We start from the raw sequence: 16,062 nt of genomic DNA on the forward strand, positions 1-16,062 counted from the left end.
AGATGCAGATTACCAGCCCTGAGTTGATTGACCCCGCATCGCGCGCCTTTAAAAGCGTGCTGGATCAGCTTGCGCCTACCGACGCGACGGTGCTGATCATTGGTGAAACCGGCACCGGCAAAGAGGTGATGGCGCGCTATCTGCATCATCACAGCGCCCGCAGCAGACAGCCCTTTCTGGCGATCAACTGTGGTGCCCTCACTGAGAGTCTGGCGGAGTCGGAGCTCTTTGGTCATGAGAAAGGGGCATTTACCGGTGCACAGGATCGGCATCGCGGCTGGTTTGAGGCGGCAGAGGGCGGGACGCTGCTGCTGGATGAAGTCGGTGAACTGAGTGCGTCGCTGCAGGTGAAGCTGCTGCGCGTCTTGCAGGAGCGCGAGATTACCCGTGTGGGTTCCTCCCGGGCTTTAAAGGTCAATGTGCGGGTCATTGCGGCCACCAACCGCGACCTGGCGGTGGCGATTCGTGAACGGCGCTTCCGGGAAGACCTCTACTACCGGCTGAATGTGGCCAGCGTCACGCTGCCGCCGCTGCGCCAGCGCTGCGAAGATATCCCGGTGCTGGCCACTCACTTCCTGCAGCTCTATGCGCGCCGTCTGGGCCGACCTCAGTTACGTCTCAGTGAAGATGCTGTCGCCACGCTGATGGACTACAGCTGGCCGGGCAACATCCGCGAGCTGGAGAACACCCTGCATAATGCCGTCCTGCTCAGCAAAACCTCGCTGGTCACGCCGCAGCAGCTCCGGCTGAATAACCTCACGGGTAGCGAGTTACCACCGGGAGAGGAGGCGCTGGATCAGTTTTTACGGCAGCAGATGCAGCAGAGCGAAACACCGCTCTATCCCCGGGTGATTGAGGCGCTGATAAAGAATGCGCTGGAACTCACTCAGGGCAATCAACTGCAGGCCGCCGCGCTGCTTGGCATCAGTCGTCATACGCTGCGCACCCAACTGGGCCATCTGGGAGTGATTAAACCGCGCCGCACTTCACTGCGTCAGCGCGACACTTCTCTGAATCAGCAGCCCGAACGGGAGCGGGAACTGCGCATCGGTTATCAGAAATTTGGCAACCTCGGCATCCTGAAAGCGCGCCAGTCACTGGAACAGCAGCTGGCCGATAGAGGCGTCAGCGTGCTGTGGAGTGAGTTTCCTGCGGGTCCGCAGCTTCTGCATGCGCTGAGCCAACAGGAGATCGATTTCGGCACGACCGGTGAAGTTCCCCCCTTGTTTGCGCAGGCCAGCAACAGCCCGATGGTTTATGTTGCCTGGGAACCCGCTGCGCCGCAGAGCGTTGCACTGCTGGTACCGAACAGCAGCCCGGTTCAGCAGATTGGCGATCTCAGAGGAAAACGCATCGCCGTAAATCGTGGTTCCAACGTTCACTATCTGCTGCTGCAGATTCTGGATGAAGCGGGTTTAGGGCTGGATGATGTGCGCATCGTCTATGCACCGCCCAAATATCCGCTGACGCCCAGCGATCTCAACGCAGTGGATGCCTGGATGATGTGGGATCCGCTGCTCAGCGATGCAGAGAACAGCGGACAGTTCAGGGTGATCGCTGATGGCACCGGCCGGGTCAATAATCATCAGTTTTACCTTGCCGAACGCGGGTTCGCCGCGCAGTCGGGCGATCTGCTGCAGGTTCTGCTCACCGCGCTGGAGCAGACTGGCCGCTACATCGATGCACACCGTGCTGAAGCCGCTGCGTTGCTCTCAACCGAACTCGGGATATCAGCGCCTTCACTGATGCATGCCTTAGCGCGGCGCAGCCACCAGACCCAGCGCATGAACTTAGCCATCATTCGGGAACAGCAGACCATCGCTGACCGCTTCTATGCACTGGGGCTATTGAGTCGCGCCATTCGGGTACGTGAGTCGGTCTGGCATCCATAGCGTTTTTTTCGCTAAGCATCGAACATTTGATCGCTAAGCGCTTCAACCTGCGTTTGTTATGTTGCGCTGACAACAACCAGACTCAGGAATGAGAGATGAAAAGAGTTTTGCTTAGCGCAATGATTATTGCCGCCCAGGCGGGATTAGCGTTCAACACCCAGGCTGCAGCAGAGAAGCCCGAAACAGTTAACATTGGTTTTCAGAAAGCCAATATCTTCGCCCTGCTGAAATATCGCGGCACGCTGGATCAGGAATTTAAGAAACAGGGGATTGCGGTTCACTGGATTGAGTTCCCGGCCGGGCCGCAGATGCTGGAAGGCCTTAACATCGGCAGTATCGATCTGGCCGCAACCGGCGACGCGCCACCGACTTTTGCTCAGGCCGCACAGGCCGATCTGGTTTATCTGGCACATTCTCCCGCCAACCCCAAAACTGAGGCGATTGTGGTGCCCGCCGACTCCCCCATTAAAAGCGTGGCGGATCTCAAAGGCAAACGCGTGGCGCTGAATAAAGGCTCTGACGTTAACTATCTGCTGGTCACTGCGCTGGAGCAGGCGGGGCTGAGCTATAAAGACATTACACCGGTCTATCTGCCACCCGCGGATGCGCGTGCCGCTTTCCAGCGCGGTGCAGTGGATGCCTGGGTAATCTGGGATCCTTACTACGCAGAAGTTGAAACCAACGCCCACGCGCGGCTGATTAAAAATGCCGAAGGCCTGGTGCCACACTACACCTTCTATCTTGCCAGCCGTAAGTTTGCGGAAACCTGGCCGCAAATCGCCAGCCAGGTGGTGGATGAGCTTGGGTCGCTAAGTACCTGGGCCAATCAACATCAGGAAGAGGCGGCAAAAATCATGTCCACCTCAACCGGTCTGCCGCAGCCGATCTGGCAACGGGCGCTGGCAAGGATGCCGTTCGGGGCTGAGCGGATGACACCTGAAGTCTTCACGCAGCAGCAGGCTCTGGCCGATAAGTTTACCCAGATTGGTCTGTTACCAGTGAAGGTCGATATCCGCAGTGCAACCTGGTCGCTGGATAAGAAATAGGGTGAGGCGGGCGGCGGCTGATTAGGGGAACCTTCGCCTGACGGTTGATAACGTAATCGCCTGGAGTTAATCAAGTGCAGGCGGATTAGCGTGACGTGTTATCCGCGCATCAGCCTGGGCAGATAAGGTCCTGTCACCGACGTTCAGCTCATCCTCGCTGAAAACGGTTTAAAGTCCTGATGGTGCTGTAAGAAAGATGCCCTTTACTAACGTAAAGGGCATCGATTAACCTGTATTAAGAACATATTTCCTGAGGCTCCGAAAAAATCATCTATTTCAGTCTGTATTTCAGACAGATAGCTTCGTTACTTCACTATTTTTTCTTGTATACATCAGCGGTACCTTTAATTTTGTTATTCGTATTAGCTGAGGTCAGCACGAACACATCGCCGCCTTTTTTATCGGCCATTTCTGATAGCTCCGCTTTTGCATCTGAAGGGCTGGTCTCACCTGATGTTGAGATATCGCCTATCTTTTCATACTGATCCTTCACTTTCATAAAATCATTCTTTGACATCATTTCGGCAGCAAATGAGCCAAACGATAAGGAGCAAATAACCACACCAAAAATTAATTTTTTCATATGCGTATCCTCGGAATGTTATAAAAGACGATTAGAATTCGTAACTACATTTAAAACATAGCATATTCAATGCAAACAGCTATTTCAAAAGCTTATTTACGATCCTGTTTTGTGATAACCGATCAGTAATTTAATTAACCACCCATCGTGTTTTCAGGGTGATTTCAAATCAGGGCTTATTACAAAGTCAGGCCGCTCATAACTGTTCTGATTAACTTCATCTGAAAGGGGGCAAACGGTTAATCGATGGAAAGTTAAGGATATATTTATCATCATCAGTGATCCAGGTAGAGGTAATGCACCCAGCTGGTCATTCTCAGCAAAATTTTACGCATGACCGAAACATGCGTGAAGTGGTCAGAATAGACCGCAACCTGAGCAAATATGCCGTCTGGCAATGCATCAACGTCCTGATTTGGGTTTAATTCAATTATGGCTAATACGCCGTCAGAACCTGAAGCAAGGCTCAGTGATTGCACCGTTCCCTGTGCCTGATAAGCTCCGCCTGGAACCACTGGCAAAACTCTGAGCAGTTTTCCTGAGAATACCTGTCCCGGAAGGGCATTAAAAACGACCTCTGCTTCATCTCCCGCCGTCAGGCGAAGCAGGGAATTTTGTCTGAACTGAGCAATGATCTGACGCTTTTGTACAGGAATGAATATCATGACCGGACGCAGCGGCAGGGCGGCTGCGTAGCTTCCGGGACGGATTAAGACCTGAGTGACATAACCATCACTGGGTGCGCGAACAACCGTCTGATCCAGGTTATACCGGGCTTCTGCTAATTGCGCGCGCAGACTGGCTATCTGGGATTGTTCTCCTCCTGATACACTGGTCAACTGGCTTCTGAGCTGCTCCTGTTCCGCCAGTGAACCTTTTACCAGGGCATCCTGCGCCAGAAATGCCTGCCTGGCATTATCAATGTCACGTTCGGAGAATGGATTGACTTTCGCCTTACTGCCTTTGAGATAGCGTTGATAGTCCAGAAATAATCTATCCCGCTCAGCAGATACATGGGTTGTGTAGGCAACGGCTTCGCTTAATTGTCCTTTCATCGCTTCAATATTGTTAATAGCGGTGCTCAGGTCGGCTTGTAATCTTTCGACGCGGACCTTATAACGTGTCTGATCCAGGGTGAAGAGCATTTCTCCCTTTTTAATAAGCACTTCTTTTTTATCAGTAACTTCATTTACGACGCCGGTCACTTGTGGGGTAACAGGAATCGCGACAACCGCTTTTTGTGCCAGTGACGTATAGGGATGGTTATAATTCATTAGCAGAATTAGCGCGCTGACCAGAAAAACGCCACCAAGTGCAGCTGTTGGCACTGTCCATTTATTGACGGGTATGCGAAATATTTTAAAAACAGCCCAGGCTATCGCAACGTAGCTTAAAATAATGAGCAGATCCATATCATCGCTCCGGTCGCAGCGGTTTCGAATCAGCCTGTAAACGCTCCAGTTCTGCTACGCGCTGCTGCAGTTCCAGTAATGAAGTGTATTGACTCTGCATCCCCCAGCCGCGCTCAGGACGATAAAGAGTGGCCCAGATCCACAGGAAAGGCCATATGACATGCAGTGTAAACAAACTTACCCAACCTGCAACGTGAATGGCATCGGCATGAGGATGATTACGGGACTTTGCGATTAAATAGGGAATATCATGAAGAACGATAATTCCATAAAAAATAATTATGAAAACGAAGATCAGCATACCCAAAGCAAAATAGTTAAGGAACATAGGTGCCTCTGCTAAATTGGAATGCGAAGTAAAAATAGATCGGCTGCAAGAATATTTCAATTCGTAAAAGAGTTAACCTGACATACCTCGGTGACAGACGCAATACCAGAAAATCATGCTGTGCTCAGGGATTTGAGGCACTCCAGCAATGACGGGGATAAACAATCCTGTTCATTAGTGATGATTTTAGTGGATTTATTACACTTTAAACGCAGAATTATTCCTCTTTATTTTGAGTCTTTAACTTCCCTGGTATGGGTAACTGCTTAATTTGGTTTTATTAAAATAACATGACACATTGATCACAGATTTGTATTTTTTAAGCTTTATTTAAAAAATATCTTTATACTTATTAACCCTCCTGTTCCGAAGTTGTTACATACTATCCGATCCATTATTTACTGGAAAATAATGGATCTCCGTTTGATAGTAGATTTTATGATCCTGACTTATCTAAATTTAACGCTTAATGATGAGATTAACTATCATGGCCTCAGGAAAGACGAGCGAATACATAGCCCTGGGATCGAATCCTGCTTCAACAGAACGCCCTGAAAAGTTCAGGTTACTCTGTTCTTACACGAGTCCATACTTTGTCGGATAAGCCGGATAGTGCTCATGTAAACCCCAACAAAAGATGGTCTTCTGTCTGGATCATTCCCTTTGTCACGCTGCTCATTGGTGCCTTTTTATTGTATTACCATAAAAGCCAGCAGGGACCTCTGGTGATTCTGATGACCGAAAACGCACAGGGGATTAAGGCAGGTAAAACCGTAATAAAAAACCGCAACATTGATGTGGGTGTCGTTGAAAGTACCGAGCTTACTGACGATCTTAAGCACGTCGAGATCAAGGTTCGCATGCACACTGGTATGCAAAAACTATTGCACGGCAATAGCGCTTTTTGGGTGGTCAGGCCTGAAATTGGATTCGAAGGGATAACGGGCTTAAGTACCTTGTTCTCAGGCGCCTATATAGCTTTACAGCCAGGTTCTCCGGGGCCAGCGCCGGAACGCTATCGGCTGTCAGATGCGCCTCCCCAGGCCTCACCGAATGCAAAGGGGATCAGAATCACGCTTAATAGTCGTGAAGCGGGGCAACTCATGCCGGGCTACCCGGTTCTGTTTCGCGGCCTGCGTGTCGGGTCAGTCGAGAACAGCCGGTTTGATATGGAAAAAAGAATGATGCGTTATCAGGTTTTTATCGCTTCGCCCTTTGATCAGCTTGTCACCTCAAACGTTCGTTTCTGGAAGAATAGTGGGATTGCTGTGGATTTATCCTCATCCGGGATGCACGTGGAGATGGGGTCCATCACCACATTATTAAGTGGCGGGGTCAGTTTTGACCTGCCTGAAGGCGTGGCCCTGGGTCAGCCGGTTAAGGGCGTAGCAACTTATACTCTTTATGACGATCTGCGAAGCATCGCGAATTCTCGTTATACCGAACACCTCGACTTCTTGATGTTCTTTTCCGATTCTGTTCGCGGACTTCAGGCAGGCGCGCCTGTCGAGTTTCGTGGAATACGCCTGGGGACGGTTGCTCAGGTTCCTTTTAACTCGCCAGAGATAACCCAGAATTTTCGCAGCCATTATGAGGTTCCCGTACTGATTCACATTGAACCCCAGAGATTCATGAGCGGTATGAGGGAAGACTTTGACCTGGAGAAAAAGCTACAGCTGGGTAAAAAACAGGGGTTAAGAGGCTCCCTGAAAACAGGCAGTCTGCTTTCCGGTTCGCTGTTTATCGACTTAGACTATTATGCAAATGTTGCACCCGACAAAGGACCGGATATCGTCGCGGGTTACAAAGTCATCCCCACAACGCCTGGTGGTTTAAACCAGATACAGCAAAAGATTGTGGCTATAGTGGATAAGATTAACAGCCTTCCGCTTCGGCCACTGATTTCAGTTGCGACCGGTACGCTAAAACAAAGTCAGCGCACCATGACAGAAATACAAAAATCGCTCAGGCATATTGATGGGTTTATCAGCAGCCCTGCAATGAAAACACTGTCTGAGGATATGCAGCAAAGCCTGCAACAGCTCAGCCGTAGCATAAAAGGTATTCAGCCTGGTTCGCCCGTATATCAAAAATTGACGGGGGATATGCAGCGTCTGGACCTTGTGCTCAGAGAATTGCAGCCGCTTCTCAAGACCTTAGATAATAAAAGCAACGCGCTGATTATTCATGATGCTGCAACTGACGATCCTGTTCCTGTCGGCGCGAAAAAGAGAAATGAAAAATAATCCCATCTTCCGGCATTTCAAATGGCTCATTCAGCCTTTGCAGTTCATCAAACATAGCCATTTGTATCTACCGAAAGAGACTGGTTATCAGGTCTTGAGGCTGCTACTATAAAGACCTGTTAAGCAGTCCTGGAGGCTCTATGCCAAACATTATTTTAAGCGATACCAGTGCCAGCGTAAGCGAACTGAAGAAAAATCCAATGGCCACGGTTAATGCAGGTGACGGTTATCCTGTCGCCATTCTTAACCGCAACCAGCCTGCATTCTATTGCGTCCCGGCTGAGCTTTATGAACAGATGCTTGATGCCCTTGACGATCAGGAACTGGTTAAGCTGGTCAGTGAGCGCAGCGGCCAGCGTCTGCTTGATGTCGATTTGGATGCGCTTTTGTGAGTTATACCGTCAAATTCAGGGAAGAGGCATTTAAAGAATGGCAGAAGCTGGACAAATCTCTCCAGCAGCAGTTTGCCAAAAAACTGAAGAAATGTTGTGACAATCCCCATATTCCTTCTGCCAGACTACGTGGGATTAAAGACTGCTATAAAATCAAACTCAGAGCGTCCGGGTTTCGCCTGGTTTATCAGGTAATAGACGACCAGCTGGTGATTGCCGTTGTTGCTGTGGGTAAACGCGAGCGCAGCGATGTTTATCATCTTGCCAGTGAGAGGATGCGGTAGGGAGGGAGGGCTGTGTCCGATGAGTATTGACGTAATTCAAGCGATATTGATAATCAGACACTTTATTTAACATAATTAGTATTATGCGCACTTCTGCAGATGGCCAATTTGGTAGTGTCACTTGATAGCAGAAACGGCAAGCTATCAGCGTCAGATGAGAAGGGATGAAGACGGTCAGGTGAAAGGGTATAGCCGGTGCATCAGCACCGGGTTTATCCTGCCCCGAAGGGGCTACCGTCCTGGCAGTTCGCGCGATGCAAAAAGGCAGCTCAAGCTTCCTCTGGTTCGCTTATCTCAATACTGGTTATGTGCAGTCCGGCATGTGACATCATGCTGACCAGCTTATCAATTGAAAAGCAGTTGATCCGACCTCCTGCCAGCTCGGACACTCTGGGCTGTGAAACGCCCAGCGCAGCAGCAGCAGTGGCCTGATTCAGGCCATTACGTTTAATCCAGCTATTCAGGCGGCCTACTAACTCGGCGCGGAGTTTCATATTTTCCGCCTGCTCTGGCGTTTCGCTAAGAGCGTCCCACACATTATCAAAAGTCTGAATATTCATTTTTTACGCTCCTCAACCAATCGGCGATAACGATTTCGGGCAAGTTCTACGTCACTCTGGCTGGTCTTTTGTGTCTTTTTCTGGAAACAGTGCAGCACATACACGGCTTCTTCAAATTTGGCGACATACATGATCCGGAAAATGCCGTCATTACCCCGGATTCGGATTTCACGTGCTCCCTGACCTACCGTAGCAAAATGCTTCCAGTCGTCCGGCTCCAGTCCCTGCTGGATCAGGTCAAGCTGATACCCTGATGCGGTCCGGGCCTCTTCCGGGAAAGCCCGTAGATCCTCAAGACTGCTGTCAATAAAACTGATTTTCTTACGCATCATCACCTCATTATACGAAATTTCGTATATTGTGCAATTTCTGCATTACTCATGCACCCCATACAAACCCGTAACCACTGCTTCCCTACCATGTAGTTTCCTGCTGTTTTGTCCATGGCCTACATTGCCCTGATAAAATCCAGCGTCAGCGTATTACCGGTGACAACCTCAGCTGCAATGCCCAGCAGGGAAAGCTGTATAAACGCCATATCCACCGTGACAGGATCAATATCAAATCAACTGACGGACATCTGAACTGATGGATTAAATCCGACTTCAATCAGGCAATCTGCATAAGGTAGCATCGGTTATGTGGGTGTAATTAAGCAGGCGGAAGTAACGCACACCGATACGGGCATAAATGTCCGTTATCCCGCCGCAGTACATTTCTGCAAACATGAACGTTTCACAGTCCCCGTTCTCATTGCATGCCTGTTTCAGCGGATAGAGTCTCCCCAGCGCATCAGTAAGCGATGAAAGAGATGGGCAAGCCCGTCTCAGAGTGCATGATGGTGGCTGCGCATGGCTGGGATGTGGGTGGAGCAAAACGTGCAGGCATGAAAACTGCATTTGTTACCCGCAAAGGGCAGGCACTGTATCCGCTGGCGCCTGTGCCTGATCTGATCGTCAGCGATATTGGCGAGCTGACTGCAAAGATAAAACCGCTTTGCTGACCCGCCGTTTACCGCAAATACTTTAATGCCGCGAGAGTTACTCGCTGCCCAAAAACGCTAATAAAAGGCGTAGTTGATGCGAAAACACTAACAATATTCTTAAATCAGGGCTTAACCACGATACACAGCAGGCCGATGACAATAATCACTACGCCCGCCAGGCTGTGCCAGCTGAACGCCTCATGGAATACCGGCAGACAGACAGCCACCAGCCACACCAGCACATAACTGAGGCTGAGCAGCGGATAGACGCGGTTCAGCGGAAAATAGCGCAGCGCCCGAATCCAGCAGAGCATTGAAACACCATAAGCGCCCAGCCCGGCCAGCAGCAGCAAGGCGGGCAGCAGGGCAACAGCAGGCAGCGACGTTATGCTGCTGACATCGGGCAGACGCGGCATCGCCCAGCGCATCATCAGCTGTGCCGCTGAGACCAGCAGCACGCTGCATGCGACCCATCCATACCCTTTCATAGCTGGCTCGCCATCAGCGCCACACCCGTCACCACCAGTAGCGTGCCGAAGATCTGGCGCAGCGTCAGGCGCTCGCGCCAGAGGATGCGTCCTGCCAGCGCAACGAAAATAAAGTTAAGGCTCAGCATCGGATAGGCCTGGCTGACAGGCACCCGCTGCAGCACCAGCAGCCAGAGAAGCATCGCGACACCCAGCAACAGCACGCTCACCCCAATCCAGCTTAAGCGGACCCGGCGCGATGCCGCGTGAGTCGCCTGTTTCTGGCACAGTTGCGCGCTGCAACTGAGCAGACTGACCAGTACAATCAGCAGCAGCATCACTTCATCTGACTGTAATAGAGGCAGACCAGCCTGCCCTGGCGATAGACGGCGTCCGGCACCGGAACATCCTCGCCGATATCACTGTGTACTGAATCAACCAGCAACAGCAGTGATACGCTTCCCGTACGGCGATGATCGGCAAGCCAGCCGCCGAAGTCCGCCTGAGAGACAAAGCGGGATTGCGCATCCGGGTAACTCAGCCCATATTCCAGCTCGCCTTTGGTGTCATAGAAGCCGATATCGCTACGTTGCAGATGCCAGGCTACGGCAGATGCCACGCCGGGATTGTCCGCCAGGATAAAGTGACTTGAGGCCAGACGCTGGCTAATCGTCGAGACAAAGCGCTGCGGCTGTTTGGCGTCGCGGATTTTATCCGGGATTGCCGTGCCAATAAACAGGGCGACGCCCAGCGGGCAAAGCGCGGCCGCCAGCCAGCGGCGCTGTGCAGAGCGGCAGCTATATGCGCCCACCAGCCCCCAGATGAGAAATGCCAGTGCCCCCAGCGCAAGCTTCAGCATCTCGTGCGTGGCGAACAGCGGATGATGCGTCACACTCCAGGGAGCGAGCACCAGCACGACCGTTGCCAGAGTAATGATGCCGAAAATCAGGTTGAGCCAGCCATTGACTGTTAATGCGCGCCCTGCCCGCTGTGCGGCGTTCAGGCCATAGTGCGCCATCAGCAGCGACAGCGGCACAAAACAGGGCAGGATATAGGTTGGCAGCTTGCCTTTCGCCAGGCTGAAAAACAGCAGCGGCATCACCGTCCAGCTCAGCAGATAGAGCGCACCGGGATGCTGCTGACGCTCGCGCCAGCCGGTCATCAATGCGCCCGGTAACAGCGCCAGCCACGGCAGCGTTCCCAGCAGCAGAACCGGCAGGTAATACCAGAAAGGCGCTTTGTGCTGGGCATTGTCCTCGGCAAAGCGCTGGATATGCTCAACCCAGAAGAAGTAGTGCCAGAAATCCGGTGCCTGATGATAGATCGCCAGCGCCCAGGGTGCGCTGATCGCCGCGGCTGAGAGCAGCGCCAGCGGACCGAAGCAGAGCAGTTCGCGCAGTCGCTGCCGCCAGATCGTCCAAGGCAGAATCGCCAGCACCGGCACTGCCAGCGCCAGAAAGCCTTTGGTCATAAACCCCATGCCGCAGGCGAGACCCAGCAGCAGATAGCCGCCCGCCCGCCCGGCGCGTCCGCTGGCCTCCGTCGCCAGCCAGAAGCTGCACATCGCGGCCGCCAGCCAGAGCATCAGCATCGGATCGAGCACCGCATAGGTGCCAACGCCATAGACCAGCAGCGAACTAAGGAAAATAATCGTGCCGACGGCAGCCGTGCGTACCGAACCAAACAACCGCCTGCCGAGCCAGTAGATCAGCACGGCGGTCATCGCCGTGGAGAATATCGATCCCGCCCGCACGCCAAAGTTGTTGTGGCCAAACAGCCACTGACCCAGCGAGTTGACCCAGTAACCCGCAATTGGTTTTTCAAAATAGCGCACACCGAAGAAGTGTGGCGTCACCCAGTTACCGGTTGCCAGCATCTCCCGGCTGATCTCCGCATAACGGGTCTCATCCGGCTGCCAGAGATCGCGGAACATCGGCGGAAGCAGGTAATAGAGAATAAAAAAGCTGAAAAAAAGTAGCCACTTCGTGTTGTTACGTATCCGCACTAGTTCGCCTCTTCAGTCAGTTTCTGGCAGCCCAGCCACCCTTCCCGTCCGGGGATTTCGCCTCTGACCACCCTGCCCACCGGCAAGGTACTTAGATCGTCGGGCAGCAGCTCGCTTAACGGACAGAACTGAATGCCGTGACGGGCCGCAGCAGCCAGCAGCTGGTCAAAGTCCGGGTAGCCGATAATCCCTTCGACTTCGGCATGCACGGTGTAGACCGCCCCATCATCAGAAGAGAGCATTTTCGCCAGAATGTAGTCGTTATAGCCTTCTGCGCTGACCTCGCGGCCAACCACTTCATCCCATGTGGGCAACGTCACCGGAATCTGTACGGTACCGATCTGTCCATCCGGCAGCATGGGCCGGAACGGGCCGCTGCCGCGACAGTCGCTGTTGTAGTGAAAGCCAAAGTCCTGTTTGGCGGCGATCACCCGGCCATCGGCTCGCCAGCCCGCGGCGGCCGAACAGCTGACAGGATGACCGAGTATCTCACTCAGCGTTTCGGTGCCGCGTGCTATCTGCTCAACCAGCTTATCCTGCGGCCAGACGCCGGCCCAGGTCTGCCAGGCAAAATGGTCCCAGGCGTGCAGACCGACTTCGTGCTGACGAGTGGCGTCCTGCATGATGTGCCGCAATCTCCGTCCCATCTGCTTTCCCGGCCAGGCCGTTCCGGCGAGCAGGATGTCCCAGCCATAGAGCGACGCGGCACGGGAGCGCAGCATCTTCATAAGAAACGCCGGTTTCACCAGCCGCCAGAGATGGCGGCCCATGTTGTCTGGTCCCACGCTGAAGAAAAAGCTGCCCCGCACCGCATGACGCCGGAACAGCTCAAGCAGCGCCGGCACGCCCTGCTTCGTGCCGCGCCAGGTATCTACGTCAATCCGCAGACCGATCTTCTTCATCACTTATCAGCCTGTGGCTCAACGGTGCGCAGGAAGAAGTCGAGCGTGTTGTCGATAGTGACATCCATCGTCACGGTCGGTGTCCAGCCGAGCAGGCGACGTGCATTGCGGATAGCCGGTTTACGGTGCTCCACATCCTGATAGCCTTTGCCATAGTAGCTGCTGCTTTCTACCTCACGGAAACCAGCAAACGGCGGGAACTGACTGCGCAGCGGATGACGTTCAAAGCTGGCCAGCAGCTGCTCGGCCAGCTCTTTGATACTGGCTTCGTTGTCCGGATTACCGATATTGATGATCTGACCATCACAATTCAGCTGTTTGTTTTCGATAATGCGGAATAGCGCCTCAACGCCATCCTGAATATCGGTAAAGCAGCGCTTCTGTTTACCGCCGTCGATCAGCTTAATGGGCGAACCTTCTACCAGGTTAAGAATGAGCTGAGTGATCGCGCGGGAACTGCCGATGCGCGCTGCATTAAGGTTATCCAGACGCGGTCCCATCCAGTTGAACGGACGGAACAGGGTAAAACGCAGCCCCTCTTTTTCGCCGTAGGCCCAGATAACGCGGTCCAGCAGCTGTTTGGATACCGAGTAGATCCAGCGCTGTTTGTTGATCGGCCCGACGACCAGATTAGAGCAATCCTCATCGAAGCTGGCATCGGTACACATGCCGTAAACTTCTGAAGTGGATGGGAAAATGATGCGCTTCTGATACTTCACACAGTCGCGAATGATTTTCAGGTTCTCTTCGAAATCGAGCTCAAACACGCGCAGTGGATTGCGGGTGTACTCAATTGGCGTGGCGATGGCTACCAGCGGCAGGATGACGTCGCATTTTTTGATGTGATACTCAATCCATTCGGAATGGATAGCGATATCCCCTTCGACGAAATGGAAGCGCGGATGATCCAGGAAGCGGCTGATCGCGTCTGAACTGATATCCAGGCCATAGACCTCGAAATGCTCATCCTGTAACAAACGCTCAGTGAGATGATTACCGATAAAGCCGTTAACGCCAAGGATCAGCACGCGGGTACGACGTTGCAGCGCTGACTGCGGTTTTGAATAGAGCAGTGCGCCAGGGACGATGCCCAGACTCTGCGCCAACTGGCTGCCATTCATGTAAACGCCATGCTCGGACTGGCCGGTCTGGATTTCCAGCGCGCCTTCGCCACAGGCGATCAGGAATGGCTGCTTAGAAAGTACCGTCCCTGGCTTTGCCTGATGCTGCTGCGGATGAACCCGGCTCTTCCAGACGATAAATTTAACCGAACCGGCAAAGGCGAATGCGCCAGGCCAGGGATCGGTAACCGCTCTGACCAGATTGTGAATCGTCTGAGCAGGCTGATTCCAGTCAATGCGGCCATCCTCGGCCGTGCGGCGGTCAACCCGTGTCGCCTGACTTTCATCCTGTGGCCATTCACTCACCTCACCCTCGCGCAGACGAGGTAAAACGTCGCCGAGCAACTGCTCTGCAGCCTGGGTCAGTTTACGATGCAGTGTCAGCGCGTTGTCCTGATCCTCAATAGCGACCTTCTGCTGCGCCAGAATATTACCGGCATCCGCGCGCTTTACCATGCGATGTAGCGTAACGCCCGTTTCAGTTTCGCCGTTGACCAGCGCCCAGTTCAGCGGTGCCCGGCCGCGATATTTTGGCAGCAGCGAGCCGTGCAGGTTAAAAGCACCCTTTTGAGCGCATTGCAGGATCTCATCACTCAGCAGATGGCGATAGTAGAAGGAGAAGATCATCTCTGGTGCCATGGTACGGATGCGGTCAAGCCAGATCGGGTGATTCGCCTCGTCAGGTGCATAGACCGGAATGCCATGCTCTGCCGCCAGACGGGCTACTGAGCCGAAAAAGTGGTTTTCGGTCGCCACATCGTTGTGAGTAAAAATGGCGGTGATCTCATAGCCTGCACTTAGCAGCGCATTGATGCCGACACAGCCCATGTCGTGATAGGCGAAAACAACGGTCTTCATGATTGAATATCCTGTACTGAAGGCTCTTCTGGAGCGTGAACAATGCGTTGAACGAAATAGCGCGGACGCGCCCGAACGTCGTTGTAAATGCGCCCGATGTACTCCCCGAGCAGTCCCATACCCACAAACTGGGCGCCGATAAACATGAACAGCACGGCGAACAACACGAAGACGCCGTCACCCGCCCAGGCCGCACCAAAAAAGAGTCGCAACACGATCAACACCAAAGAGAAGGCGAAGCCGGAGAGCGCTATCAGGCTGCCGACCACGCTGAGCAATCGCAGCGGCGTGGTGGTCAGACAGGTCACCAGGTCGTACATCAGGTTAATCAGCCGCATAAAGCTGTATTTCGAATCGCCAAAAGCGCGCTCGGCATGGATCACCGGCAGCTCAATGGTGTGTCGGGCAAAGGTGTTGGCCAGGATCGGAATAAAAGTGCTGCGTTCGTGACAGTTGAGCATCGCCTCGACGATGTGGCGACGATAGGCGCGCAGCATGCAGCCGTAATCGCCCATCGCCTTACCGGTGACCCGCTGAATCAGCCGGTTGAGCGTGCGCGAGGCCTTCCGACGGAACCAGCTGTCCTGGCGCTGCTGACGGACGGTACCCACCACGTCATAACCCTGACGTGCGGCGTCTACCAGCCGCGGGATCTCTTCCGGCGGGTTCTGCAGATCGGCATCCAGCGTAATAATCAGATCGCCACGAACCTGGCTGAATCCGGCCATGATGGCGGAATGCTGACCGTAGTTGCGGTTGAGCAGCACGCCGGTTATCCGGCTGCCGGGAACGGTGGCGGCCTGTTCAATCAGTTCGGCAGAACGATCGCTGCTGCCGTCATCCACCAGCAGAATTTCATACTCAATCTTAATTGAGTCACAGGCAGCGCAGGTGCGCTGAAGCAACTCTGGCAGACTCTCCTGCTCGTTATAGACCGGGATGACCACGGAGAGCATGTTGATCGGTTTGATATCGCGCATC

Annotated in this window: 17 protein-coding genes and 1 pseudogene; 6 read left to right on the top strand and 12 right to left on the bottom strand. The window is 53.2% G+C overall.

What is annotated here, in order from left to right; genetic code table 11:
- The first annotated feature begins 2 nt into the window (after positions 1–2).
- Positions 3–1,892 (top strand): sigma-54-dependent Fis family transcriptional regulator, encoded by a 1,890-nt coding sequence (locus LC417_RS20730; protein WP_223566308.1) that lies wholly within the window; start codon positions 3–5, stop codon positions 1,890–1,892.
- A gap of 119 nt (positions 1,893–2,011) precedes the next feature.
- Positions 2,012–2,938 (top strand): sulfonate ABC transporter substrate-binding protein, encoded by a 927-nt coding sequence (locus LC417_RS20735; RefSeq protein ID WP_170933491.1) that lies wholly within the window; start codon positions 2,012–2,014, stop codon positions 2,936–2,938.
- Between the two features lie 313 nt (positions 2,939–3,251).
- On the opposite strand, the gene yahO is transcribed toward LC417_RS20735, so the two are convergent.
- The 3 genes from yahO to LC417_RS20750 form a co-directional block, all read right to left on the bottom strand.
- Entirely contained in the window at positions 3,252–3,521 is a 270-nt protein-coding gene (gene yahO / locus LC417_RS20740; RefSeq protein WP_010257103.1) for a DUF1471 family periplasmic protein YahO, read from the bottom strand.
- A 275-nt stretch (positions 3,522–3,796) separates the two neighbouring features.
- Entirely contained in the window at positions 3,797–4,933 is a 1,137-nt protein-coding gene (locus tag LC417_RS20745; protein WP_033786324.1) for an HlyD family secretion protein, read from the bottom strand.
- A 1-nt stretch (position 4,934) separates the two neighbouring features.
- A complete protein-coding gene (locus LC417_RS20750; RefSeq protein ID WP_010257107.1) occupies positions 4,935–5,261 on the bottom strand; it encodes a DUF3302 domain-containing protein in 327 nt (108 codons plus the stop codon).
- Positions 5,262–5,854: 593 nt separating this feature from the next.
- Here LC417_RS20750 and pqiB point away from each other — a divergent pair.
- The 3 genes from pqiB to LC417_RS20765 all read left to right on the top strand — a co-directional run bounded on the left by pqiB (position 5,855) and on the right by LC417_RS20765 (position 8,183).
- Positions 5,855–7,507: an intermembrane transport protein PqiB gene (pqiB, locus tag LC417_RS20755; protein WP_223566309.1), complete on the top strand. Its 1,653-nt coding sequence runs from the start codon at positions 5,855–5,857 to the stop codon at positions 7,505–7,507.
- A 140-nt stretch (positions 7,508–7,647) separates the two neighbouring features.
- The gene (locus tag LC417_RS20760; protein ID WP_039387444.1) at positions 7,648–7,899 is read left to right on the top strand and encodes a type II toxin-antitoxin system Phd/YefM family antitoxin; all 252 of its coding nucleotides are present in this window, start codon (positions 7,648–7,650) and stop codon (positions 7,897–7,899) included.
- Positions 7,896–8,183, top strand: coding sequence for a type II toxin-antitoxin system RelE/ParE family toxin (locus LC417_RS20765; RefSeq protein ID WP_010257115.1), 288 nt, complete (start codon positions 7,896–7,898; stop codon positions 8,181–8,183). The genes LC417_RS20760 and LC417_RS20765 overlap by 4 nt, the downstream gene beginning before the upstream one ends.
- Positions 8,184–8,452: 269 nt before the next feature.
- On the opposite strand, the gene LC417_RS20770 is transcribed toward LC417_RS20765, so the two are convergent.
- The 3 genes and pseudogenes from LC417_RS20770 to LC417_RS20780 all read right to left on the bottom strand — a co-directional run.
- Positions 8,453–8,743 (bottom strand): helix-turn-helix domain-containing protein, encoded by a 291-nt coding sequence (locus LC417_RS20770; RefSeq protein WP_022624282.1) that lies wholly within the window; start codon positions 8,741–8,743, stop codon positions 8,453–8,455.
- Positions 8,740–9,072 (bottom strand): type II toxin-antitoxin system RelE/ParE family toxin, encoded by a 333-nt coding sequence (locus tag LC417_RS20775; RefSeq protein ID WP_031292300.1) that lies wholly within the window; start codon positions 9,070–9,072, stop codon positions 8,740–8,742. Before LC417_RS20775 ends, LC417_RS20770 begins: the two co-directional genes overlap by 4 nt.
- Positions 9,073–9,200: 128 nt before the next feature.
- A pseudogene (locus LC417_RS20780) lies at positions 9,201–9,377 on the bottom strand (SAM-dependent DNA methyltransferase); the annotation flags it as partial.
- Positions 9,378–9,554: 177 nt separating this feature from the next.
- Between LC417_RS20780 and LC417_RS20785 the strand changes: the two are divergent.
- Positions 9,555–9,746 (top strand): hypothetical protein, encoded by a 192-nt coding sequence (locus LC417_RS20785; RefSeq protein ID WP_223566310.1) that lies wholly within the window; start codon positions 9,555–9,557, stop codon positions 9,744–9,746.
- A 104-nt stretch (positions 9,747–9,850) separates the two neighbouring features.
- On the opposite strand, the gene arnF is transcribed toward LC417_RS20785, so the two are convergent.
- From arnF to arnC, 6 genes are read right to left on the bottom strand one after another with little or no spacing between them, the layout of a single operon-like run.
- Positions 9,851–10,216 (bottom strand): 4-amino-4-deoxy-L-arabinose-phosphoundecaprenol flippase subunit ArnF, encoded by a 366-nt coding sequence (gene arnF / locus LC417_RS20790; RefSeq protein ID WP_010257128.1) that lies wholly within the window; start codon positions 10,214–10,216, stop codon positions 9,851–9,853.
- Positions 10,213–10,533 (bottom strand): 4-amino-4-deoxy-L-arabinose-phosphoundecaprenol flippase subunit ArnE, encoded by a 321-nt coding sequence (gene arnE, locus LC417_RS20795; RefSeq protein ID WP_010257131.1) that lies wholly within the window; start codon positions 10,531–10,533, stop codon positions 10,213–10,215. The genes arnF and arnE overlap by 4 nt, the downstream gene beginning before the upstream one ends.
- Positions 10,533–12,200, bottom strand: coding sequence for a lipid IV(A) 4-amino-4-deoxy-L-arabinosyltransferase (gene arnT / locus LC417_RS20800; RefSeq protein ID WP_223566311.1), 1,668 nt, complete (start codon positions 12,198–12,200; stop codon positions 10,533–10,535). Before arnT ends, arnE begins: the two co-directional genes overlap by 1 nt.
- Positions 12,200–13,102: a 4-deoxy-4-formamido-L-arabinose-phosphoundecaprenol deformylase gene (arnD, locus tag LC417_RS20805; RefSeq protein ID WP_163790196.1), complete on the bottom strand. Its 903-nt coding sequence runs from the start codon at positions 13,100–13,102 to the stop codon at positions 12,200–12,202. The genes arnT and arnD overlap by 1 nt, the downstream gene beginning before the upstream one ends.
- Positions 13,102–15,081, bottom strand: a complete 1,980-nt coding sequence (gene arnA, locus LC417_RS20810; RefSeq protein WP_022624289.1) for a bifunctional UDP-4-amino-4-deoxy-L-arabinose formyltransferase/UDP-glucuronic acid oxidase ArnA — start codon at positions 15,079–15,081, stop codon at positions 13,102–13,104. The genes arnD and arnA overlap by 1 nt, the downstream gene beginning before the upstream one ends.
- Positions 15,078–16,061 (bottom strand): undecaprenyl-phosphate 4-deoxy-4-formamido-L-arabinose transferase, encoded by a 984-nt coding sequence (gene arnC / locus LC417_RS20815; protein WP_010257142.1) that lies wholly within the window; start codon positions 16,059–16,061, stop codon positions 15,078–15,080. Before arnC ends, arnA begins: the two co-directional genes overlap by 4 nt.
- Between the last annotated feature and the right edge of the window lies 1 nt (position 16,062).

Source organism: Pantoea sp. OVA07A (assembly GCF_019969975.1).
GTDB lineage: Bacteria > Pseudomonadota > Gammaproteobacteria > Enterobacterales > Enterobacteriaceae > Pantoea > Pantoea agglomerans.

Coding starts and splice junctions, on each gene's coding strand:
- arnD (WP_163790196.1), bottom strand. CDS start 13,102: ATGAAGAAGATCGGTCTGCGGATTGACGTAGATACCTGGCGCGGCACG.
- LC417_RS20770 (WP_022624282.1), bottom strand. CDS start 8,743: ATGAATATTCAGACTTTTGATAATGTGTGGGACGCTCTTAGCGAAACG.
- LC417_RS20735 (WP_170933491.1), top strand. CDS start 2,012: ATGATTATTGCCGCCCAGGCGGGATTAGCGTTCAACACCCAGGCTGCA.
- LC417_RS20745 (WP_033786324.1), bottom strand. CDS start 4,933: ATGGATCTGCTCATTATTTTAAGCTACGTTGCGATAGCCTGGGCTGTT.
- arnA (WP_022624289.1), bottom strand. CDS start 15,081: ATGAAGACCGTTGTTTTCGCCTATCACGACATGGGCTGTGTCGGCATC.
- LC417_RS20775 (WP_031292300.1), bottom strand. CDS start 9,072: ATGCGTAAGAAAATCAGTTTTATTGACAGCAGTCTTGAGGATCTACGG.
- LC417_RS20760 (WP_039387444.1), top strand. CDS start 7,648: ATGCCAAACATTATTTTAAGCGATACCAGTGCCAGCGTAAGCGAACTG.
- yahO (WP_010257103.1), bottom strand. CDS start 3,521: ATGAAAAAATTAATTTTTGGTGTGGTTATTTGCTCCTTATCGTTTGGC.
- arnF (WP_010257128.1), bottom strand. CDS start 10,216: ATGAAAGGGTATGGATGGGTCGCATGCAGCGTGCTGCTGGTCTCAGCG.
- arnE (WP_010257131.1), bottom strand. CDS start 10,533: ATGCTGCTGCTGATTGTACTGGTCAGTCTGCTCAGTTGCAGCGCGCAA.
- LC417_RS20750 (WP_010257107.1), bottom strand. CDS start 5,261: ATGTTCCTTAACTATTTTGCTTTGGGTATGCTGATCTTCGTTTTCATA.
- LC417_RS20730 (WP_223566308.1), top strand. CDS start 3: ATGCAGATTACCAGCCCTGAGTTGATTGACCCCGCATCGCGCGCCTTT.
- arnC (WP_010257142.1), bottom strand. CDS start 16,061: ATGCGCGATATCAAACCGATCAACATGCTCTCCGTGGTCATCCCGGTC.
- LC417_RS20785 (WP_223566310.1), top strand. CDS start 9,555: ATGGGCAAGCCCGTCTCAGAGTGCATGATGGTGGCTGCGCATGGCTGG.